The sequence below is a fragment of the Streptomyces mauvecolor genome (assembly GCF_039532965.1).
Lineage (GTDB): Bacteria > Actinomycetota > Actinomycetes > Streptomycetales > Streptomycetaceae > Streptomyces > Streptomyces violascens.
The window spans coordinates 239,173-260,467 of record NZ_BAAASQ010000023.1; the positions used below are offsets into that span (position 1 = coordinate 239,173).

Sequence of the window (21,295 nt, forward strand, 5' to 3'; positions counted from 1 at the left end):
AGCACTGACGCCCCTTAGACCTCCGTCACCCCGGAAGGGTTGCACGACTGCGGGCAGTAATTTTTTTCCTGGCCTCCGAGGTGCTGACGAAGCGGGGTGAACGTAGCGTTTGCCGCATGAGCGACGATTCCTTCAAGCAGGACGTACTGAACGAGCTGGGGGACGACGGGCTCCAGCGGATCGCCGGGCTGCTCGGCACGGATGCGGCGGGCGCGCAGGACATGGTCGGCACGACGATGTCGACGCTGGCGGGCGGGCTGCCGCCGGAGACCACGGAGGAGGTCCGCCAGGCGGTCGCCGAGGCCCCGCCCGAGGAGGAGGCCCCCTTGCAGGGCGTGGCCACGCTGGGCGGCGGGCTCGGCGGGATGCTGAGCGGCGGTCTTGCGGCCGGGGTGCTCGCGAAGGTGGCCCGGCCGGTCGCGAACGCGGTGGCCAAGAAGACGGGGCTGCCTCCGGCGACGGTGGCGAGAGCCCTGGAGGTACTGCTGCCCGTGGCGCTGGCGGTCCTGACGAAGCGAGCGGCCTCGAAGCCGCCGGCCCCGGGCGCGGCGGAGGGGGCGCCTTCCGGTACGGGCGGTGGCGGCCTGGGTGAACTCCTGACCCAGATCCTGGGCGGGGCGAAGAAGTAGCCACGGCCGAGAACGCCGTACTCCCGCACAGACGCCGCGCCCGGGCCCGTACGGGAGTGGGGGCTCAGCCGCGCAGAAACCCGTCCCCGTGAGCGGAGATGTGGGCTTCCAGGGCGGTGAGGGCCTGCTGCGTGGCGTCCGGGGTGCCGCTGCCGCGGCGCTCCGCGTAGTACGCCGCGCCCAGCTTCTTCAGCAGGTCGTTTCCGGCGCGCTGCTGCTGGACGTCGTCCACCTTCTGCTTGCCCTGGTTCAGGGCGCTCTGGGCCTGCTCCTTGGCCCGGTCGAGAAATCCTGCCATTGACTGCCTCCGATCGTGTCGGGGGATCACTTCCCCCCGCTCGGCGCCACATGCCCATCCGTACGCCCGATTGGCGGCGGGCGGGGCCGCGCCCCAGACCCCGATCGCGCCTCAAGGGCGCTCATACCCGATCGCCGGACAGGCTGACATGGCCCCGGTGCGGGCCAGCACTCTACGGCTAGGGGCGCGGGGAACTGCGCAAAAGGGCGCCCACCCCCTCAACCCCCCGACCGCACCGCCCCCGTAGACCCCCGAACCATCAGCTCCCCATGCACCGTGGCGATCCCCCCGGGCGGCGCCGGCTCCAGGCCGAGGGCCAGGCGGCCCGCCCTCGCGCCCGCCTCCGACAGAGGCAGCCGCACCGTCGTCAGCGCCGGAACGGCATCCGCGCTGAAGGGGAGGTCCACGAAGCCCGCCACCGAGACGTCCCCCGGGACGGAGAGCCCCCGGTCCCGCAGAGCCGCGCACGCCCCCAGCGCCACCGTGTCGTTCGCCGCGACCACTGCCGTCAACTCCGGGTCCCTGCGCAGGAGTTCCAGCGTCGCGTCGTACCCCGAGCGGCGGTCGTAGGAGCCGTGGACCACCAGTGCGTCCTGGCGAAGACCGGCCGCCGCCAGGGCGGAGCGGTGGCCCTCCAGGCGGTGCCGGGTCGTCGTGCGCTCGGGGGGCCCCGCGACGTAACCGATCCTGCGATGGCCGAGGCCGATGACGTGGTCCGTCAGGCGCCTGCTCCCGCCCCGGTTGTCGAAGGCGAGGGTCGCGGTGACGCTGTCCCCGGGCAGGGGCGGCCGGCCGCACAGCACGATGCGGGTGCCCGCGTCCGCGAGCCGCGCGAGCTTCGCGCCGACGGCGGCCGCGTGCTCGGGGTCCTCCAGCGCGCCCCCGGTCACGATCACGGCGGCCGCGCGCTGGCGCTGAAGCAGCGTCAGATAGGTGAGTTCGCGTTCCGGCGAGCCCCCGGTGTTGCAGATGACGGAGAGCTTCTCGCGGGCTCCGCGCTCCTCGCCGATCGCCGCCTGGGCCGCGCCCGCCATGATGCCGAAGAACGGGTCGGCGATGTCGTTGACCAGGATGCCGACCAGGTCCGAGGTGGCCGCGGCGAGCGAACTCGCGGGCCCGTTCAGGACGTAGTCCAGCTCGTCGACCGCGCGCAGCACCCGCTCGCGAGTGGCCGCCGCCACCGGATAGTTGCCGTTCAGGACCCGCGAGACCGTCGCCGGGGACACCTGGGCCCGGGCCGCCACGTCCGCCAGGGTCGCTGTCATCTCTGCCTCCGAAACGGTCGGGCCGTGATCGCACCGGTCAGAGCCCGAGGCTCTCAAGCTTTCGGCCTCTTGTCCGAGGCGCTGTGCGCAGGCTAGCGTCCCGCCCTGTAGAAAGCGCTTACTATCCCCCTTCTGCCCCCACCCTCCGGAGGGATCACATGACGGAACGCAGGACCGTGCGGATCGCCATGAACGGCGTCACCGGACGCATGGGCTACCGCCAGCACCTCGTACGCTCCCTCCTCGCGCTGCGCGAGCAGGGCGGCCTCGACCTCGGCGACGGCACCACGCTGTGGCCCGAGCCGGTCCTGGTCGGCCGTCGCGAGCACGCCCTGAAGGAGATGGCCGACCGGCACGGCCTCACCGAGTGGTCGACCGATCTCGACGCCGTCCTCGCCGACCCCACCGTCGACATCTACTTCGACGCCCAGGTGACGTCCGCCCGCGAGGAGGCCATCGGGAGGGCCATCGCGGCCCGGAAGCACATCTACACCGAGAAGCCCACAGCGACCGGCCTGGCCGGTGCGCTCCGTCTCGCCCGGCGCGCCCGCGGCGCCGGCGTCAAGCACGGCGTCGTCCAGGACAAGCTCTTCCTGCCGGGCCTGCTGAAGCTGAAGCGCCTGGTCGACGGCGGATTCTTCGGCCAGGTCCTGTCCGTGCGAGGCGAGTTCGGCTACTGGGTCTTCGAGGGCGACTGGCAGTCCGCCCAGCGCCCGTCGTGGAACTACCGGCGCGAGGACGGCGGCGGCATCGTCATGGACATGTTCCCGCACTGGGAGTACGTCCTGCACGAGCTGTTCGGCCGGGTCACCTCCGTGACCGCGCACACCGCCACCCACATCCCGCAGCGCTGGGACGAACACGGGAGGCCCTACGCGGCGACCGCCGACGACGCCGCGTACGGGATCTTCCAGCTGGAGGGCGGCGCGGTCGCCCAGATCAACTCCTCCTGGGCGGTCCGCGTGAACCGCGACGAACTCGTCGAGTTCCAGGTCGACGGCACCGAGGGATCGGCGGTCGCTGGACTGCGCAACTGCCGTGTCCAGCACCGCAGTTCAACCCCGAAGCCGGTCTGGAACCCGGACCTCCCGGCCACCGAGTCGTTCCGCACGCATTGGCAGGAGGTCCCGGACAACGACACGTTCGACAACGGCTTCAAGGCGCAGTGGGAGCTGTTCCTGCGGCACGTCGCGCTGGACGAGCCGTACCACTGGGACCTGCTCGCCGGCGCGCGCGGAGTCCAGCTCGCGGAGCTCGGCCTGCGGTCCGCCGCCGAGGGCCGCCGCCTCGACGTGCCGGAGATCGCGCTGTGAGCCTCCTGCTGCCGCGCCCCGACGGCACGACGCGGGTGTACGAGCCCCGCGCGACCCCGCTCGCCCTGCCCCCGGGCCCGCCTCCCACCTCCCGTACGGTCTTCTCGGCCGCCCACGTCGTCGCCGACCCGTACGCGGACACCTCGCCCGGCTCCCCCGCCGCGATCGACTGGGACGCCACGCTCGCCTTCCGCCGCCACCTGTGGTCGCACGGCCTCGGCGTCGCGGAGGCGATGGACACGGCCCAGCGCGGGATGGGCCTGGACTGGCCGACGGCGGCGGAGCTGATCCGTCGAAGTTCCGCCGAGGCAAGGGCGGTCGGCGGCCGCATCGCATGCGGAGTCGGCACGGACCAGATCGGCTCGGGGAATGCGGCCGAAGCGAAGGCGGCGTACGAGGAGCAGCTCGGGGTCGTCGAGGGAGCCGGGGCGCAGCCCATCCTGATGGCATCGCGGGCGCTCGCAGCGGCGGCCCGCACCCCCGAGGACTACCTCTCCCTCTATACCGACCTGCTCCGCCAGGCCTCCGAGCCGGTGATCCTGCACTGGCTGGGCCCCATGTTCGACCCCGCCCTGGACGGCTACTGGGGCTCGGCCGACCTGGACACGGCGACGGAGACCTTCCTGGAGGTCATCGCCGCCCACCCCGACAAGGTCGACGGAATCAAGGTCTCCCTCCTCGACGCCCGCCGCGAGGTGGAGCTGAGACGCCGCCTTCCGGACGGCGTACGGTGCTACACGGGCGACGACTTCCACTACCCCGAACTGATCGCGGGTGATCAACTCGGCTTCAGCCACGCCCTGTTGGGCATTTTCGACCCCCTCGGCCCCCTGGCGGCGGAAGCGGTACGCGTACTGGACAAGGGCGATACGGGCAGCTTCCGCGCCGCCCTCGACCCCACCGTCGCACTGTCCCGGCACCTCTTCGAGACCCCGACCCGCTTCTACAAAACGGGGGTGGTGTTCCTGGCGTGGCTGGCCGGACACCAGGCGCACTTCACGATGGTGGGCGGGTTGCAGTCGGCGCGGTCGCTGCCGCACCTGGCACGGGCGTACGAACTGGCGGACGGGATCGGCCTGTTCCCGGACCCCGGGCTGGCCGAGACGCGCATGAAGTCCCTCCTGAACGTGTACGGAGTACCCCAGTGACCCTCTCTTCCCGCTTCAGCATCAACCAGATGACGGTGAAGCAGCTCTCCCTGCCGGAGCTGGTGGACGCGTGCGTACGGCTCGGGGTGCGCGGGGTCGGCCTGTGGCGCGAGCCGGTCGCCGCGTACGGGCTCGACGCCGCGGCAAAGCTGGTGCGGGGGGCGGGACTTGAGGTGACCTCGCTGTGCCGTGGCGGCTTCCTCACGGCGATCGACGCGGCCGAGAGGTCGGTGGCGTTGGCCGACAACCGGGCGGCCGTCGACGAGGCGGCGGTCCTGGGCACGGACACGCTGGTGCTGGTCTCGGGCGGGCTTCCGGCCGGTTCGAAGGATCTCGCCGGCGCGAGGGAGCGGGTGGCCGAGGCGCTGTCCTCCCTCGCCCCGTACGCCGCGCCGCGGGGAGTACGGCTGGCGATCGAGCCGCTGCATCCGATGTTCGCCTCGGACCGGTGCGTGGTGTCGACGCTGGACCAGGCGCTTGCGCTGGCTTCGCCGTTTCCTTCTTCGCAGGTGGGGGTGGTGGTGGACACGTACCACGTGTGGTGGGACGACACGGCGCCCGCGGCGGTGGCCCGGGCAGGCGCGGCCGGCCGCATCCACGCCTTCCAACTGGCGGACTGGGTCACGCCGTTGCCGGCGGGAGCCCTGACGGGGCGTGGCCGGCTGGGCGACGGCTCGATCGACTTCGCGCGGTGGCGCTCGCTGGTCGAGGCGGCGGGGTACGCGGGCCCGATCGAGGTGGAGCTGTTCAACGAGGAGTTGTGGGCGGGGGACGGGGTGGCTCTACTGGAGGAGACGGCCCGTCGATTCGCCGAGGTGCTGACTTAGCCCGTGCGGCACGTGTCGCGAAGCAGCTGCCCGAGCGTGACCGGACGCGCACTTAGAGTGCCGTCGCGAAGAGCCCGGCCGTCGCACAGCGCAGGGCAGTCGCACCGTGCGGTCGCACAGCGCAGGCACAGGACAGAGGAGTCGATCGACATGACCGAGTACCCCGAAGGCGCCCCTTGCTGGGTGGACGCGATGTTCGCCGACGTGGAAGGCGCCAAGGCTTTCTACGCGGAGGTGCTGGGCTGGACGTTCGGTGAGGCGGCCAGCGAATTCGGCAACTACACGCAGGCCTACTCCGACGGCAAGGCGGTCGCGGCCGTCGTCCCGCCGATGCCGGGCGCCGACGCGCCGTCCCAGTGGTGCCTGTACTTCGCCTCGCCCGACGCGGCGGCCACCGGCGAGAAGATCAAGGCGGCCGGTGGCGAGCTGATGATGGAGCCGATGCAGGTCGGCACGTTCGGCACGATGCTGATCGCGAAGGAGCCGAGCGGGGCGGTCTTCGGCGTCTGGCAGCCGGGCGAGCACAAGGGCTTCGAGAAGGCCGGGGAGCCGGGGTCGTTCGCCTGGGCGGAGGTCTTCACGCGGGACGTGGCGAAGGTGGACGGGTTCCTGCCGAAGGTCTTCCCCTTCCAGGCCCAGAAGATGGACATGGGCGACGCCGGGGAGGGCGCGGCCATGGACTACAAGGTGTTCACCCTGGGCGAGGGTGCGGGGCATCCGGCGCTGGGGCGGATGGCCATGGGCGCCGAGTTCCCGCCGGAGATCCCGGCGTACATCCAGGTCTTCTTCGGGGTCCCGGACTGCGACGAGGCGGTCTCTGCGGCGCAGAAGCTGGGCGGTCGCCTCCACTTCGGGCCGGTGGACAGCCCGTTCGGGCGGATGGCGGCGCTTGCGGATCAGCAGGGGGCGGCGTTTGCGGTCATTGACATGGGGACGCGGGTGGGGGATGTCCCGGCGATGACTCCGGCGTAGCCCCTCCGGGGGTGGGTGGATTCGGGGTGCCCGGGGTCTACTGGGGCTCCGCCCCAGACCCCGGAAGCCCCCACCCCACCCCTCCCCTCCCCGAAACCCTCCGGGGGTTGGAAAGGGGTGAAGCCGGGTTCGGTTCCCTGGGGCTCCGCCCCAGACCCCGTTTCGCGCCTGAAGGACGCTCGTCCTCAAACGCCGGACAGGCTGAAATACCCGGCGCGGGCCAGCACTGGTACTGCCAGGGGCGCGGGGAACTGCGCAACCGGCCCCCGCGGCCCCAGCCAACCGCAGCGCTCACCCCAAACCCCCCGGGTTCAGAATCACGAACCGCCAGGTTCCGTCCTTGCCCCGCGCCGCCACATTCACAGCCGTACCGCACGTACCGACCCGCTCCCCACCAGCCCCCGCCAGGGACAAACTCCAGTCCACGACCACCAGCGCCGCATCCTCGCCCACCACCACATGGCGAACGGAGTTCGCGATGCACGGGCCCGCCGCGATCATCCCCTCGACCTCCGCCCGCAGCGCGGCGCCTCCCCGAACGACCTCCCCCGCGACCGTACGCATCACCGCCCCCTCCCCGTACAACGCCAGGACCCCGTCGGCATCGTGCGCATTCAGCGCGTCCTGGAAAGCACGCGGCAGCAGCGCCGGATCGTCGACGGGCGGTCGCGACACGGCGCCGTGCCGCAGGAAGGCAGCCACGCACGCGTTCACCTCCCCGGGGTGCGTCAGGCTCGGGGTGTGGCCCGCGTCCGGGACGACCGTCAGGCCCACCGCCCCGGGCAGGCGATCGCGGAGCATCCGCCCCAGCGGCAACGGCACCGGAAGGTCCGCCTCCCCGTGCACGATCAGCGCCGGCTGCGTGATCTCCCCGAGGCGCGCGGAGATGTCGTCCACGCCCATCAGCACGGCCACCGCATCGGCCAGCCGTTCCCGCGGCTGGGCCCGCCACTCCCGCAGCCACTCCTCATGGACGTCCGGCCTGCCGAGCAGCAGATCGAGAAGGACCGGAGCCACCGCGTCCGGGCCGCCCGCCCGGAACCCCTCGCTGACCCCGCCCATCTGGGCCAACGCCTCCCCGGGCCAGGCCACCGCCGCGGTGTCGATGAGTACGAGGGACCCGACCCGTTCCGGCGCGCGCAGGGCCGCGCGGAGCGACAGGAAGCCGCCCTGGGAGTGGCCGACCAGAGTCGCCTGCTCGACACCGAGATGGTCGAGCAGGCCCAGCAGGTCGTCGGCGGAGTCCCAGTACGTGTACAGATCACCGTCGTCCTTGGTGCGCCCGTGCAGCCGCGCGTCCCACGTGACACACCTGAACTCCTCGCCCAATTCCCGGACTTGGGGCTGCCACATCCGGCGGTTCATGAGGTTGCCGTGGCTGAAGACGACCACCGGGCCGTCGCCACCCGTGTCCTCGAAGTACAGCTGCTGACCATTGACGGATGCGTAAGGCATGCGCCTTCTCCTCTCGGGACGGGGAACGGCTCCTCGGACGGGGAGCGGACTCCACCGTGCCCGGCCGGAGCGGAGCCGGTTTGCCCGTGCGCGCACACCCGGTTGTCCGTACGCGCACGGGAATCCGCCACCGGGTCCTTGGCGTTCCCCCGGGTGAGCGAGGGAAGGGCGAGGCGTCGTGACCGTACGTCTGCGGACGCAGGACCATGCCGCGGCGGAGCGGCGCGCATTCTGGCAGGACGTGGTGTGCGACAGCTTCGTGCCGGTGCATGTCAGGCCGCTGCACGAGGACGATCCGTTCCGCGGGGAGATCACGGCGGACCGGCTCGGCGCGGTGCAGTTCTCCGAGATCACGGCCGACCCGAGCCGGGTGGACCGTACGCCCCGGCTGATCGCGCGCTCGGACGCGGAGTACCTCCTTGTGGGCCTGGTTCAGGGCGGCGGCGCGGTGGTTCGGCAGGACGGCCGCGAGGCGGTGCTGCGGCCCGGGGACATGGCCTGTTACGACACCTCCCGGCCCTACAGCCTCGTGTGCGGGGAGGACTTCTCGATGCTGGAGTTCATGCTTCCGCACCGGCTGGCCCACCTGGACAGCGGCCGGACGGGCGAGGCGACGGCTACCCGCTTCTCGGCGAGCGAGGGGGTCGGGGCGCTGCTCTCCCCGTTCCTGACCCGCCTGGCCAGGCACTCCCGCGACTACGCGGACAGCGCGGCCGTGCTCTCCCAGACCGCCGGCGACCTCCTCGCCACGATGCTGGCCGAGCGGGTCCGCCCGCCGGGCGACGACCAGCGGGCCGCCCGTCGCACCACGCTGCTGCGGGCCCGCGCGTACATCGACCAGAACCTGGCGGACCCCGGCCTCTCCCCGGAGCAGGTCGCGCGGGCACACCACATCTCCCTCCGCCACCTGCAGAAGCTGTTCGCGGAGGAGGGGACGACGGTGACGGGGTGGATCAGGGCGCGGCGACTGGAGGGGTGCCGACGGGAGTTGGCCGGGCCGTACGGGGCGGATCGCACGGTGGGCGCGATCGCGGCGCGCTGGGGGTTCATGAACCTGGCCCACTTCAGCCGGGCCTTCAAGGCGGCGTACGGGGTGGGGCCGCGCGAGTTCCGCGCGGCGGGTGCGGGGGGTGCGGGCGAGCCCGGTTGATCCCCCACCCCGCCCCTTCCCGCTGTGACACTCTGCGGCTCCGCCGCGTGGCCTCCGGGGGTTGAAGCCAGGGTGAAGCCGCGTTTCCTGGGGCTCCGCCCCAGACCCCGTTCCGACGCCCGTCAGCCCGCGGGCCGTGAGTGGTTGCTCGCGCAGTTCCCCGCGCCCCTGGCGGCGTCGGTGCTGGTCCCCCCCTGGCCTTTAAGGCCTTGGGGGAGATTGAGGACGAGCGCCCTTCAGGCGCCCCCATGACAGGCTGAGATGCCCGACGCGGGCCAGGGTTCGGGGCCACAGGCCCGAGGGAGCCCCCACCCACCCNTGAGATGCCCGACGCGGGCCAGGGTTCGGGGCCACAGGCCCGAGGGAGCCCCCACCCACCCTGCTGGAGGGCGCGGGGAACTGCGCAAACGGCACCCCCGGCCCGCAGCCGAAAGCGGGCCAGAGCCTCCACCGAACCCGGCCGCCCCTCACGTCGTGATCATGTCACCACTCCGTGACAGCGATGTCGTAGAACAACGACGCCCGTATCCCCCCGGCTCACAGCCCCCTCATAGTGATCGAGCAAGCACCGAGAAGCCGAACCCGCTTTCGGCCTCAACCACTGGATAACAAGGGGCTCTTTCATGTCCGGCAACCGCCGCAAGGCCTTCCTCGTCTCCGCAGTCATCGTCGGCGGCGCCATGCTGATGACGGCGTGCCAGGACTCGGACGCGGACTCGGGTGCCACGCAGGCCCCTTCGACGGCCACGCCCGGCGGCAAGGAGGCCTCGACGTCCGGCTCGTCGTCCACAGGCGGTGGCAGCCAGGGCGGCGGGAAGGACTCCGCGGGGAAGAGCTCGGGCGGGCAGGGCACGTCCGCCGGGACCGGCACCGGCGGGAGCGGCAAGTCCGGCGGCAACTGCCGTACCGCAGACCTGAAGATCACGGCGCAGGACAGCACGATCACCGGCGACCCGGACGGCACCGTCGCGGTGACCCTGAAGAACATCGGCGGCCACGACTGTGCGATATCGGGGTTCGCGGGCGTCGACCTGAAGACCAGCGCGGGGTCGCTGTCCGCGAAGCGCACCGCGGAGAAGCCCAGCCCGGGCGTCCTCAAGAGCGGGAAGTCCGTGTCCTTCGGCATCACGTACCCGCTGAACACGTCGGGCGGCTCGGGTGTCCGCATCACCGGGCTCCTGGTGACCCCGCCGAACGAGACGAAGACGGTCACGCTCGCCTGGCCGGGCGCCGCCACGCTGCCGGTCACGGACGGCACGGGCTCGCCGGTGAAGGTGGGCCCGATCGGAAGCGCGGGCCAGGGCGACTGACCCGGGACGACGCCGCCCCCGGGCCCCATCGCGCAAGCGGCGGGGCCCATTTGCACGCCCCGCCCCCGCGGCCCGGGGGTGCCCGCGCCCCTCAACCCGCCTTCGACCTCGCGCCGTACGTGGCTGATCGCGCAGTCCCCCGCGCCCCTGGCCGGGTTCATGCTGATCGGCACCCGCATCTTGAGCCCGTCGTGGGGGTCCCCCTGGCCCTTGAGGGGGAGTTCGAGGACGAGCGCCCTTCAGGTGCGAACGGGGTCTGGGGCGGAGACCCAGGAGACCGGCTCAGCGCACCCACAACTCCCGGAGGCCACGCGGCGGAGCCGCAGAGTGTCACAGCGGGAAGGGGCGGGGTGGGGAATGATCCCCCCGAGCCGAAAGGACCCCGCCCCATGAAATTCGCCCTATCCACCCTCGGCCTCCCCGGCATGCCCCTTTCCGAGGTCGCCCGCCTGGCCGCCCGCACGGGCTACAACGGCGTAGAACTCCGCGCCCACCCCGAGTCCCACATCCACCCCCACCTCACCCCCGCCCAGCGCAAGGCCATCACCGCCGAGTTCAAGAAGACCGGCATCGAAATCCTCTCCCTCGCCGGCTACGCCCGAGTCGCAGACCCGGACGACAACACCGACCTCCCCCAACTCATCGATCTCGCCAGGGACTTGGGAGCCACCTACCTCCGCGTCTTCCCCGGCGGAGCCGACAACCCCCACGCCGACGACACAGCCGTCCACCGGCTGACCGAAGCCGCCCAGCACGCCGGCGCCACCGGCATCCGCATCCTCCTCGAAACCCACGACTCCCACCGCACAGGCGAAGCCACCGCCCGAGTCCTCAACCGCACCGGACGCAGGGAAGACATCGGCGCCCTCTGGGACGTCATGCACACCTGGCTCGGCGGCGAGACCCCCGCCGAGTCCTACCGGCACCTCGCCCCCCACCTCGGCTACACCCAGGTCAAGGACATCGCCTCGGCGAGCGACACCACCCCCCTCGCCCTCGGCAAGGGCGTACTCCCCCTCAGCGAGTGCCTCGCTCTGCTGCCGCCGGACGGCTGGGTGTGCTGGGAGTACGAGAAGCGCTGGTATCCCGAGGCCGCCCCCCTTCCGGAACTGCTCCAAGCCGGACGGGAGTACTTGACCCGGCTGCCGGCCGGGACAGCGAAGTAAGCCCCACCCCGCCGACAAGGAGCGCCGCCGCACACCACCGCAGCGGCGTCACCGACTCCCCCAGCAGCACCGCCGACGACGACATCCCGAACACCGGCACCAGCAGGCTGAACGGCGCCACCAACGACGCCGGGTAGCGGCGCAGCAGCATCCCCCACGCCCCGAACCCGAACACCGTACTGATCCACGCCACATACACGAGGGCCCCGGCACCGCCCCAGTCGAACCCCGCCAGCGCCTCGGCATCCCGCCCCGGTCCCTCGAAGACAACAGAAAGAACCAGCAGCGGGAGTACGGGGACCACCGACACCCACACCATGAAGTTGAGCGCGTCGGGCGGGGCCGCCTTGCGGGTCAGTACGTTCGACACGCCCCAGCATGCCGCCGCCCCCACCGTCAGCGCGAAGGCGAGCAGCGGGCCGCCCGACCCCTCGTCCACGGCCGCCACCACGATCCCCGCGAGGGCCACTCCCATCCCCAACAGCCTGACACCGCGCAGCCGTTCACCCAGAACCACCATCGCCACGACCGCCGTGAACACCGCCTGGATCTGAAGCACGAGGGAGGAAAGACCGGCCGGCATCCCCTGGCTCATCCCGATGAACAGCAGCCCGAACTTCGCGACCCCGAGTACCAGCCCCACCGCCACGATCCACTTCCAGGCCACCTTGGGCCGCCCCACGAAGAACACGGCGGGCAGCGCCGCGACCAGGAAACGCAGGGCGGAGAACAGCAGCGGCGGGAAGTGGCCGAGTCCCACGTCGATGACGACGAAGTTGACCCCCCAGACGGCGGTGACGAGCACGGCGAGCGCGATATGTACGGGACGCATGCGTCGAGGATCACCGCCCCCGACCATTCAGCACCAGCGCGGATTCCTTGATGATGGGATGAAGCAACACTTAATCCGGAACCGGGAACCCGGGCTCCGGCACCGGGAACCCGGAATGCCGAACCCCGGACTCCGGAACCCGAACCCCGGCATCCACAGGAGGGCTCGTGCTCGATCTGGCTCGGCTGCGCGCACTGCACGCGGTCCACGTCCACGGCTCGGTCGCCGCCGCTGCCGCCGCGCTCGGCTACACCCCCTCCGCGATCTCCCAGCAGATCACCAAGCTGGAACGGGAGACCCGTACGACCCTTCTGGAGCGACGCGGCCGGGGCATCGCACTCACCGAGGACGCCCTCCATCTCGCCTCCGCAGCACGGGAGTTGATGGACATCGTCGAGCGTACGGAGACCACCCTCGAAGAGCGGCGCGGCCTGCCCACCGGGCAGCTCTCCATAGGCGCCTTCGCCACGGCCGCGCGCGGACTCCTCCCGGCCGCCCTCGCCTCGCTCGCCCGCCAACACCCCACCCTGGACACGAGGCTGTCCGAAGTCGACCCGCACGTCTCGGTCGACCTGGTGGCCAAGGGCGTCATCGATCTGGCCGTCGCCCACGACTGGGACATCGCGCCGCTGCCCGCCCCCGAGGGCGTCGAGCAGGCGCCCATCGGCGACGACCACTGCGACGTACTGGTCCCGGCGGGCCACCCCCTGGCAGCCCGCCCCGCGATCCGCCGCGCCGACCTCGCCCACGAGCCCTGGATCTGCCAGCCGCCCGGCTCGGTTTGCCACGACTGGCTCGTACGCACCCTGCGCGCCGACGGCCACGAGCCGGATCTGCGCCACCAGGCGGCCGAGTACCACACCCAACTCGCCCTGGTGGCAGCCGGTTTGGGCATCGCCCTGGTCCCGCGACTGGGCCGGGGCCCGCTTCCCGAGGGCGTCGTGGCCCTACGCCTCGACCCGGTACCGACCCGCCACCTGTACGCCCTGTGGCGCACCGGAGCGGCCCGCCGCCCGGCGATCACGGCAACGGTTCACGCCCTGAGGGAAGCGTGGGCCACCCTCAGCCGCTGAGCCCGTCGGTCTTGACCGCCTCCACGAACGAGGTCCAGGCCCCCGTCCCGAACACGACAGCGGGCCCGGTCGGGTTCTTGCTGTCCCGCACGGGTATGCACCCGGGGCAAGAGTCGCTGAACTCCAGGCAGTCGCCGCCACTTTCGCCGCTGTACGAGGACTTCCGCCAGGCTGCGTGCGCCTCGCTGACTTCCAGGCATTCGCCGCTCTCGCCACCGCTGTAGCTGGACTTCCGCCAGGCGGGCAACACCGAGGCGTCCGGGATTATGTGCTCACTGCGCTTCATTCTCGTAATCCTCCGCCACGGACCGAATCAGCGCCAGGGACCTACGGTTCGACAGCGCATCGCCCAGGGCGTGATCATAAACCTCCTGACACTGCCGAACCACGGACGGAAGTTCCCAAACCCTGCCGTTCTTCAACCCTTCCACGTACGCGATGGGCGGGAGGTCGCTGAACCACAGCAGCGAGACGAGCCCCTCCAGCAGGGCATGCGCGCCAGCCTCGTACGGGAGCACATGGAGGCGGATGCGACGACTTTCACCCAACGCCAGCAGGTGCTGAAGCTGTTCGCACATCACGCGTGGGCTGCCTATGGGGCGTCGCAACACCGACTCGTCGAGCATGGTCCACACCACAGGCTTGTCGAAGTCCTGGAGAATCCGCGCTCGTTCCAGCCGTGTGCCGAGTAGCCGGTCACGTTCCTCGTCGCTCTTGGGCGGGTGGCCCGAGCTGAGCACCTCGCGCGCATACGCTTCCGTCTGTAGAAATCCCGGCACCAGCTTGGGTGCGTACTGGCGAATCAGCGTCGCCTGCTGCTCGAACTCCAGCGCCTCCGCGAAGTGTTCAGCAACATCGGGCCCCTCCAGCGCTGGCAGGAACCGCTCAAAGAACCCATCCGTGCCCAGCACCTTGTCCAGTCGGCGCGCGTCGTCCAGGGTCGGTCGCCTCCGCCCCGCCTCGATGTGGGCGATGTGCGTGCGGGACATCACCGCACGTTCGCTGAGCCCCTCCTGCGTGAGTCCGGCCGCTTCCCTCCTGGCCTTGAGTTCCTCGCCGTACTTGATGCGGGATACGGGGTTGTCCTCGATCGCCACGACATCAACTCCCTTGCGTGCGGGCTGCGTTGTCACGCTCTGTGCACTAGTCAGCGTACGGAACGTGACCTCACCCTGTAAGCGGAACAGCACACACAGTGAGAGGTAGTCGTATGGGAGCCCACGCCATGGGGGCGTTCGTCGCCCACACCGGTACGGACGTGTACGGACCCGGCAAGGTGATCGGCACGGACGGTGACTGGCGGCGCGTCCGGTTCGTGCACTTCGTCGCGACCGTCGCCGTGGGCGATCTGCGCACGGCCTCTCCGCAGGAAGAAGGGGAAGTGCGCGAATGGCTGAGGGAGAAGGCCGTCCGGCATGGGGGCAGCTGGTAGCGGGGCCCCCGGTGGCGCTGCGGGTGTCGCGGGACGGCGGGCGGACATGGGAGCCGTACGTCATGCCGCGCCCGGGACAGGGAGTCGTGCGAGGGCCCGGAAAGGAAATGCGGCACGGCTGTCACATCCCCGTACCCCCAGGTGTCAGGGCAGTGGAAGCGAAGGACGAAGCAGGCCCACCGGACACAGGAGTCGCAGCCATGCAGGCACGTATGCCGAACCCCGCACAGGTCATCCCCAGCGCGATGCCGGCCATTCTGAGCGTGATCAAGGCCGCCAAGGAGGGCGGGGTGGACGAGTCCACCCTGGAGCTGGTGCACCTGCGGGCGAGCCAGATCAACGGGTGCGCGCCGTGCGTCTACGGCGGCGTGACGAGCGCCCGCAAGAACGGGGTGAGCGAGGAGCAGCTGGCCACCGTCGTCACGTGGCGGGAGGCACCGTACTTCAGCGACGCCGAGCGGGCGGCGCTCGCGCTGGCGGAGGCCGCCACCCGGCTCGCCGACCGCCCGGACGCGGTGTCCGACGAGGTGTGGGAGGAGGCGGCCCGGCACTACGACGAGAAGGGGCTCGCCTCGCTGGTCCTCATGATCGGCGTGACCAACCTCTTCAACCGGCTCAACGCGAGCACCCGGCAGATCGCCGGGGGGACCTGGTAGCCGCGGGGGCTGGAGCTCACCGTCGTCGCGGCGAGCGGCGGAATCGGCCGCCCGGCCCTGCTCCGGGCGGTCGCGGCGGGTCGCGATGTGACCGCCGTGTCCCGCGACCCCGCCAAGGTGGCCCGATGTCGTCCGTACGGTGGCCGCCGGCCTGGCCCTGCACGGCCCGGACGTGCTGCGCCGGGCGCCGGCCGGAGCCGACGCGGTGCTGTCCGGCCGCGGTGCGGCCACAGAGGCGGACTTCGGCGTCGCCGAGCGCGGCGCGGCAGCGATGCGTGAGGCGATGCGCGCCACGGGGGTGCGCCGCATCGTCGCGATCAGCGCCGCGCCGATCGGCACCGTACCGTCGCCGGGGCGCCCGAACCCGCCCCGGCGCGATCCGGGGCGCGTTCATACAGCGGAGCATCGCGTACCCGATGGTGAACGCGATCCAGACGTGGGCCTGTCCGACTGCCCCCGCCCCCCTCCGCCCGCCACCTCGTCAACTCCCGTACCAATTCGGCGAATTGACGGTCTGGGGGAACCCGCCCGGACCCGCCCCCGTCCAACGTACGTACTGCCGGTGAGTCTCCGCAGAGCGGTGTCGACATCGCTGCTGGCCGCGAGCGTCGACTCCCTCTCCAGCCGCCTGCGGCCGGCAGCACGCCGCCACCGGTGCGCGCCCCTCCGACTGCACCGGTGGCGGCCCCTTCCCCGACGGCTCACGGGAGCCACGCCGTACGGCCTCGTGCGCATAGCCTTGACTGGCAATAACTTTCCGGATAACGGTTCGCCTTGGAAGTTACTTCCACGCGGGAGATCTTTTCCTCTTCGGAGGCCTTTCCGTCTTCGGAGGCCCCTTCCGCGCCGGAAGCCTCTTCCACTTCGGAAGCCACTTCCGCATTGGAGGCCCCTTCCACTTCGGAAGTCGCTTCCGCATCGGAAGTCACCCACTTCCCTGGGCAACACCGCCGGAAGGAGCGCACGTGCAGCACCGCACCTCAAGACGCAGCCTCCTGACCACCACCGCCGCAGTGGCCGCCATAACCGCCCTCGGCTCCCCGTCCCCCGCGCAGGCCTCCTCGGACACCGCGGAGCCGGACCGCCGGCTTCGCGCGATCATCGCCCGCATGTCGGTCGAGGAGAAGATCGGCCAGCTCTTCGTGATGCGGGTGTACGGGCACTCCGCGACCGCCCCCGACCAGGCGGACATCGACGCCAACCTCCGCGAGCTCGGAGTGCGCGACGCCGCCGAACTGATCGCGAAGTACCACGTCGGCGGCATCATCTATTTCACCTGGGCGCACAACACCCGTGATCCGCACCAGATCGCCGGCCTCTCCAACGGCATCCAGGCCGCCGGTCTCGCCCAGCGCGTGCCGCTGCCGCTGCTCATCGCGACCGACCAGGAGCACGGTGCGGTGTGCCGGGTCGGGAAACCGGCCACGCTCTTCCCCGGCGCGATGGCGATGGGCGCGGGCGGCTCGACGGGGGATGCCCGCACGCTGGGCCGCATCTCGGGCGCGGAACTCGCGGCGATCGGCATCCGGCAGGACTACTCCCCCGACGCCGACGTGAACATCAACCCGGCCAACCCGGTGATCGGCGTACGGTCCTTCGGCGCGGATCCCGCGGCGGTGGCCCGCATGGTCGCGGCCGAGGTGCGCGGGTACCAGGAATCGTCGGTCGCCGCGACCGCCAAGCACTTCCCGGGCCACGGCGACACCAGCGTCGACAGCCACACCGGCATCCCGGTGATCACGCACACCCGGGAGCAGTGGGCGCAGTTGGACGCGCCGCCGTTCAGGGCCGCGATCGACGCCGGGATCGACGCGATCATGACGGCCCACATCCAGTTCCCGGCCCTGGACCCGAGCAACGACCCGGCGACGCTCTCCCACCCGATCGTGACCGGCATCCTGCGCGAGCAGCTCGGCTACGACGGGGTCGTGATCACGGACTCGCTGGGCATGCAGGGCGTACGCGACAAGTACGGCGACGACCGGGTGCCGGTGCTCGCCCTGAAGGCGGGCGTGGACCAGCTCCTGGACCCGCCGAAGCTGGACGTGGCGTTCAACGGGTTGCGCGCGGCGGTGGCGAGCGGCGAACTCCCGGAGCCCCGACTCGACGAATCGATCCTGCGCATCCTTCGCCTCAAGGACCGACGGGGCCTGTTCGCCCGCCCGTACGTGACCGCGCGGGGCGTGGACCGGACGGTCGGCACCCGGGCGCACCTGGCCGCGGCCGCCTCGATGGCGGAGCGCACCACCACCTTGCTGGCGAACCCGCGGGGCTTGCTCCCCCTCCCCCGCGGCCGGCACCTCCTGATCGTGGGCGCGGACCCGGACTCCCCGTCGGGCACAACGGGCCCGCCGACAAAGGTTTTGGCCGACGCGTTGACCGGACTCGGCTTTCACGTAAGGGCGTTGCCGACGGGAACGCTCCCCTCGCAGGCACAGATCGAGGCGGCGGCGAGGGCGGCGGCCGGGCAGGACGCGGTGATCGTGGGCACGTACAACGCGGGGGCGGGCGGCGCGCAGAGCAGACTGGTGGCGGCGCTGGTCGCGACCGGGGTGCCGGTGGTCCACCTCGCCCTGCGCAACCCGTACGACATCGCGTACTTGGCGCCCGGGTACGCGGCCTCGCTGGCGACGTACTGCTGGACGGACGTCGAACTCCGGGCGGCGGCAAGAGTGTTGGCGGGCCGGGTCGGCCCCCGCGGCCGCCTCCCGGTCGCGGTCCCCCGCGCCGACGACCCTACGCACGATCTCTATCCGATCGGCCACGGCCTGTCGTACTAGCCGTACGCCGCATCCCCGGCGCACCACCCCCAAGTAGCGCAAAGCCCCCCGGACACCTGGCGTGCACCCGCTCCGACGAGTCACGCTTGGGTCGTATCCGGGGGGTTCTGGGGGGTCGTATGCGTACGTACCGTTTGGTGTGTTTGGTGTGCCTGCTGCTGCTCACGGCGTTGGGTTGCCGGGGCGCGGCGGAGGGCGGTTCGGCAACGGAACTGTCGACGAGATCGCCATCTCCTTCACCTTCATCACTTTCGTCTTCATCCCCTTCGTCTTCGCCGTTCCTCTCCACGGGTGGGTGTGCGTCGCGGGAGGGGGCGGCGGGCGACACGAAGGACTTCCACGAGGTGCCGTGCACGAGCGAGCGGGCGGTGGCGAAGGTACTGGCCCGCCGGAACGGGCCGGTGGCGAAGGGGGCGGCCGTGGACTGCCCCCTGTACACGGATTTCGTCCTGTACGTGTCCGAGAGCGTGCCGTCGGCGGCGGCGAGCGGGGAGGGAAGCGTGTCGCGCGGCTACGCGTGCATGCGCAACCTGGAGCAACCGCACCCGGGCGACCCCGGGATGGGGGGCGGCCCGTACACGGTGGTGGGGGACTGCGTGTACGCGGCGGCCGAGGACCAGGTGAGGGAAACGCCGTGCGACGGCTCGGGCGCGCATGCGCCGCAGTACCGGGTGGTGTCGGCGGTGGCAACCCGACCGGAGTGCCCGTCTTCGACGCGGCTGTATGTGCAGTTGACGGGGAACCAGGGGGTGGTGGGGTGCGCTCGACGGGCGTGATTCCCCCACCCCGCCCCTTCCCTGGACCCGCCGGGTACAGGCATCTCCAGCCTGTCCGGCGATTGAGGACGAGCGCCCTTAAGGCGCGAACGGGGTCTGGGGCGGAGCCCCAGGGCTCTTCCACCCCCCGGCGGGTTTAGGGAAGGGGCGGGGTGGGGGCTCCCCGGGGTCTGGGGCAGAGCCCCAGGTGACCCACCCCGCCCACCGGGGCTACGGGCGCAGCGCCGGCTCCCGGTCCAGCGGTGCCGCGTCCAGCTTCGCGTCGAAGCTCGCCTGCGGCTTCGCCGGGGCTCCGCTCAGCCCGGCCCAGCGCAGGATCGACGCCGTCGCCGCCGTCTTCGCGTCCGGGGCCAGCAGGGCCACCTTCGAGCCGTGGTTGCCGCCCGCCACCGTGTAGACGTAGGAGTCGCGTGCCCCCGCGCCCAGGGAGAACCGCTCCGCGCCCCACGGGTCGTTCTGGCCGTACACGTACAGCATGTGGTCCGCGTGGTGCTTGACCCACGTGTCGACGTCCCGCATCGCCCACGGCTGGAACCGCATCGGGATGTCCCGCGGCACGAAGTTCCGCGGCGGCTGGTAGCCGTAGCGGCTCAGCTTGCCGAGCCAGGGCTGCTTGATGGTGGGCGAGCCCAGCTGCGTACCGGCCTGGTAGTAGTACGCCGTGTACGGGGACAGGCCCTGGTCGGTGTAGAAGGAGAAGCCGGAGATCGTGTCGACCGAGTCCCAGATCGCCTGGTCGGTGGCGTGCGCCGCGTCCGCCGGGATCGTGGAGCAGTCGGCCAGCAGGTGGTACTGCCAGAAGCCCCAGACGTAGTCGAGTACGACCGCCTCGTACGCCTTGTCCAGCGTGCCCACTGTGGTGAAGGTGTAGTTGTTTGCGGCTGCGTACTCCTGGTACTTCTTCTCCAGCGGCTCCCGCCGAACCAGCGCCTCGCGCTGCACGCCCTCCAGCTTGTCGCGGCACTCCTTGGTGCCGACCGTCCTGAAGAACCGGTCGTAGGCCGAATCCTCGTTGTTCACCACGTCGTTGGGGGCCACGTACGAGACGACGCCGTCCATGTCGCGCGGGTAGAACCGCTTGTAGTACGTGGCCGTCATGCCGCCCTTCGAGGCGCCGGTGGTCAGCCAGTTCTTGGTGTAGATCGGCTTCAGGGCCTGGAATATGGCGTGCTGGTCGCTGGCCGCCTGCCAGATGTCGTCCTTGGACCAGTCGGCGGGCTGCGGCCGGGACAGCGGGAAGAAGCGGTACTCGACGGAGACCTGGTTGCCGTCGACGATCTTCGTCGGCTCGGAGCGGCTCGGTGTCGTGGAGACGTCGTAGCCGCTCGTGTACATCACGGTGGGCCGGTCGGTGTCCTTGTGCAGCACCGTGATCCGCTGCTGGAAGGTGGCCCTGCTGTACGGATTGGCGTGGTCCACGGGCTGCGTGAAGTCCAGTACGAAATAGCGGTAGCCGCTGTACGGCTTCTCTTCCATGAGGCTCATCCCGGGTATCGCCAGGATGCGGTCCTTGATGTCCGGCTCGGCGGCGGTGGCCGCCCCTGCCGCGGCTCCCGTCGCGGTCATCGTGCCTATCAGCACGACGAGCGACACAAGCCATCTGAGCGCCTTGCGCATTCACACTCCCCTGTGGGGCCCCTGTGGGCATGGAACGTGGCCCCGCGAACCTAGCGGGGGCAACACCCGGCCCGCCAGACCCAATTGACCTTCACAGGGGCCTCCCGCCCAGCAGGGCTCAGCACACCCAGCCCGTCTCCGCCGCGCTCCCCGCTATCGACCCCGTCGCCCGCACGCACCGGCTGCCCGAGTGCACGGTGACCGGGCCCGCCATCCTCGTGTACGAGCCCGAGTCCCCGGCCGGAGCGCCGCCCCGGGCCTGGACCGCCACCGCCATCTGGCGCCGCGCGCCCGGGTTCTTCGCCACGGTCACCGCGCAGGCGTACCCCGTGCCCTTGTACAGCCGCAGCTCACCCGTGCCGAACCCGACCACCTTCGCGGGGCGCCCCGCACACGCGGCCGTCGCGTCCGCGCTGCCACCGCCCGGACCGAACACGACCAGGCCGCCCGCCGCTGCGACCACCGCCAGTCCCGCGAGCTGCCTGCCGCCCACCCCACCGAACACGTTTGCACCCTTCCGCCACTTGAGCGTTTGTGGGCATGGACGCACCCGGACGCCCGAACGGTTCTCCGGGCGTCTCACGGGGTGGGACGGC

The 21,295-nt window shown here is 71.4% G+C and carries 20 protein-coding genes and 1 pseudogene; 13 read left to right on the forward strand and 8 right to left on the reverse strand.

Features of this window, described 5'->3' with window-relative positions:
- The first annotated feature begins 116 nt into the window (after positions 1 to 116).
- On the forward strand, positions 117 to 629 hold the full coding sequence (locus ABD346_RS28595) for a DUF937 domain-containing protein (protein WP_344378801.1): 513 nt from the start codon (positions 117 to 119) through the stop codon (positions 627 to 629).
- A 64-nt stretch (positions 630 to 693) separates the two neighbouring features.
- On the opposite strand, the gene ABD346_RS28600 is transcribed toward ABD346_RS28595, so the two are convergent.
- Entirely contained in the window at positions 694 to 927 is a 234-nt protein-coding gene (locus ABD346_RS28600; protein ID WP_189968353.1) for a hypothetical protein, read from the reverse strand.
- Positions 928 to 1,145: 218 nt separating this feature from the next.
- Positions 1,146 to 2,192 carry a LacI family DNA-binding transcriptional regulator gene (locus tag ABD346_RS28605; RefSeq protein ID WP_344378804.1) on the reverse strand — a complete coding sequence of 349 codons (1,047 nt, stop codon included), beginning with the start codon at positions 2,190 to 2,192 and terminating at the stop codon, positions 1,146 to 1,148.
- Between the two features lie 158 nt (positions 2,193 to 2,350).
- Between ABD346_RS28605 and ABD346_RS28610 the strand changes: the two genes are divergently transcribed.
- The 4 genes from ABD346_RS28610 to ABD346_RS28625 all read left to right on the forward strand — a co-directional run bounded on the left by ABD346_RS28610 (position 2,351) and on the right by ABD346_RS28625 (position 6,452).
- Complete coding sequence (locus tag ABD346_RS28610; RefSeq protein WP_344378805.1) at positions 2,351 to 3,505, forward strand: Gfo/Idh/MocA family protein; 1,155 nt, start codon at positions 2,351 to 2,353, stop codon at positions 3,503 to 3,505.
- Positions 3,502 to 4,653, forward strand: a complete 1,152-nt coding sequence (locus ABD346_RS28615) for a dihydrodipicolinate synthase family protein (RefSeq protein WP_344378807.1) — start codon at positions 3,502 to 3,504, stop codon at positions 4,651 to 4,653. The genes ABD346_RS28610 and ABD346_RS28615 overlap by 4 nt, the downstream gene beginning before the upstream one ends.
- Before the next feature lie 29 nt (positions 4,654 to 4,682).
- Positions 4,683 to 5,480, forward strand: a complete 798-nt coding sequence (locus tag ABD346_RS28620) for a sugar phosphate isomerase/epimerase family protein (RefSeq protein ID WP_381226958.1) — start codon at positions 4,683 to 4,685, stop codon at positions 5,478 to 5,480.
- Positions 5,481 to 5,630: 150 nt separating this feature from the next.
- Positions 5,631 to 6,452, forward strand: coding sequence for a VOC family protein (locus ABD346_RS28625; RefSeq protein ID WP_344378809.1), 822 nt, complete (start codon positions 5,631 to 5,633; stop codon positions 6,450 to 6,452).
- Positions 6,453 to 6,743: 291 nt separating this feature from the next.
- Here ABD346_RS28625 and ABD346_RS28630 read toward each other — a convergent pair whose 3' ends face one another.
- Entirely contained in the window at positions 6,744 to 7,907 is a 1,164-nt protein-coding gene (locus ABD346_RS28630; RefSeq protein ID WP_344378811.1) for an alpha/beta fold hydrolase, read from the reverse strand.
- Positions 7,908 to 8,085: 178 nt separating this feature from the next.
- Between ABD346_RS28630 and ABD346_RS28635 the strand changes: the two genes are divergently transcribed.
- From ABD346_RS28635 to ABD346_RS28645, 3 genes and pseudogenes are all read left to right on the forward strand, one after another.
- The gene (locus ABD346_RS28635) at positions 8,086 to 9,057 is read left to right on the forward strand and encodes an AraC-like ligand-binding domain-containing protein (protein WP_344378813.1); all 972 of its coding nucleotides are present in this window, start codon (positions 8,086 to 8,088) and stop codon (positions 9,055 to 9,057) included.
- Between the two features lie 623 nt (positions 9,058 to 9,680).
- On the forward strand, positions 9,681 to 10,367 hold the full coding sequence (locus ABD346_RS28640; protein ID WP_344378816.1) for a DUF4232 domain-containing protein: 687 nt from the start codon (positions 9,681 to 9,683) through the stop codon (positions 10,365 to 10,367).
- A gap of 425 nt (positions 10,368 to 10,792) precedes the next feature.
- Positions 10,793 to 11,446: pseudogene (locus ABD346_RS28645) on the forward strand (sugar phosphate isomerase/epimerase family protein); the annotation flags it as partial.
- On the opposite strand, the gene ABD346_RS28650 reads toward ABD346_RS28645, so the two are convergent.
- Positions 11,385 to 12,365, reverse strand: a complete 981-nt coding sequence (locus tag ABD346_RS28650; RefSeq protein WP_344378817.1) for an EamA family transporter — start codon at positions 12,363 to 12,365, stop codon at positions 11,385 to 11,387. The pseudogene ABD346_RS28645 and the gene ABD346_RS28650 sit on opposite strands and share 62 nt — an antisense overlap.
- A gap of 167 nt (positions 12,366 to 12,532) precedes the next feature.
- On the opposite strand from ABD346_RS28650, the gene ABD346_RS28655 reads away from it, so the two are divergent.
- Complete coding sequence (locus ABD346_RS28655) at positions 12,533 to 13,438, forward strand: LysR family transcriptional regulator (RefSeq protein WP_344378818.1); 906 nt, start codon at positions 12,533 to 12,535, stop codon at positions 13,436 to 13,438.
- Here the strand turns inward: ABD346_RS28655 and ABD346_RS28660 are convergent.
- The gene (locus ABD346_RS28660; protein WP_344378820.1) at positions 13,428 to 13,724 is read right to left on the reverse strand and encodes a DUF397 domain-containing protein; all 297 of its coding nucleotides are present in this window, start codon (positions 13,722 to 13,724) and stop codon (positions 13,428 to 13,430) included. The two genes, ABD346_RS28655 and ABD346_RS28660, sit on opposite strands and share 11 nt — an antisense overlap.
- Positions 13,711 to 14,535, reverse strand: a complete 825-nt coding sequence (locus ABD346_RS28665; protein ID WP_344378821.1) for a helix-turn-helix domain-containing protein — start codon at positions 14,533 to 14,535, stop codon at positions 13,711 to 13,713. The genes ABD346_RS28660 and ABD346_RS28665 overlap by 14 nt, the downstream gene beginning before the upstream one ends.
- Before the next feature lie 113 nt (positions 14,536 to 14,648).
- On the opposite strand from ABD346_RS28665, the gene ABD346_RS28670 reads away from it, so the two are divergent.
- The 4 genes from ABD346_RS28670 to ABD346_RS28685 all read left to right on the forward strand — a co-directional run bounded on the left by ABD346_RS28670 (position 14,649) and on the right by ABD346_RS28685 (position 19,082).
- Positions 14,649 to 14,870 carry a hypothetical protein gene (locus tag ABD346_RS28670; protein WP_344378823.1) on the forward strand — a complete coding sequence of 74 codons (222 nt, stop codon included), beginning with the start codon at positions 14,649 to 14,651 and terminating at the stop codon, positions 14,868 to 14,870.
- Positions 14,871 to 15,070: 200 nt separating this feature from the next.
- Entirely contained in the window at positions 15,071 to 15,526 is a 456-nt protein-coding gene (locus tag ABD346_RS28675; protein WP_344378824.1) for a carboxymuconolactone decarboxylase family protein, read from the forward strand.
- Between the two features lie 965 nt (positions 15,527 to 16,491).
- Positions 16,492 to 18,306: a glycoside hydrolase family 3 protein gene (locus tag ABD346_RS28680; protein WP_344378825.1), complete on the forward strand. Its 1,815-nt coding sequence runs from the start codon at positions 16,492 to 16,494 to the stop codon at positions 18,304 to 18,306.
- Positions 18,307 to 18,650: 344 nt separating this feature from the next.
- Entirely contained in the window at positions 18,651 to 19,082 is a 432-nt protein-coding gene (locus tag ABD346_RS28685; RefSeq protein WP_344378827.1) for a hypothetical protein, read from the forward strand.
- Positions 19,083 to 19,292: 210 nt separating this feature from the next.
- On the opposite strand, the gene ABD346_RS28690 is transcribed toward ABD346_RS28685, so the two are convergent.
- The gene (locus ABD346_RS28690; protein WP_344378828.1) at positions 19,293 to 20,699 is read right to left on the reverse strand and encodes a S28 family serine protease; all 1,407 of its coding nucleotides are present in this window, start codon (positions 20,697 to 20,699) and stop codon (positions 19,293 to 19,295) included.
- A gap of 118 nt (positions 20,700 to 20,817) precedes the next feature.
- Positions 20,818 to 21,204 (reverse strand): hypothetical protein, encoded by a 387-nt coding sequence (locus ABD346_RS28695; RefSeq protein WP_344378830.1) that lies wholly within the window; start codon positions 21,202 to 21,204, stop codon positions 20,818 to 20,820.
- Positions 21,205 to 21,295 lie beyond the last annotated feature (91 nt).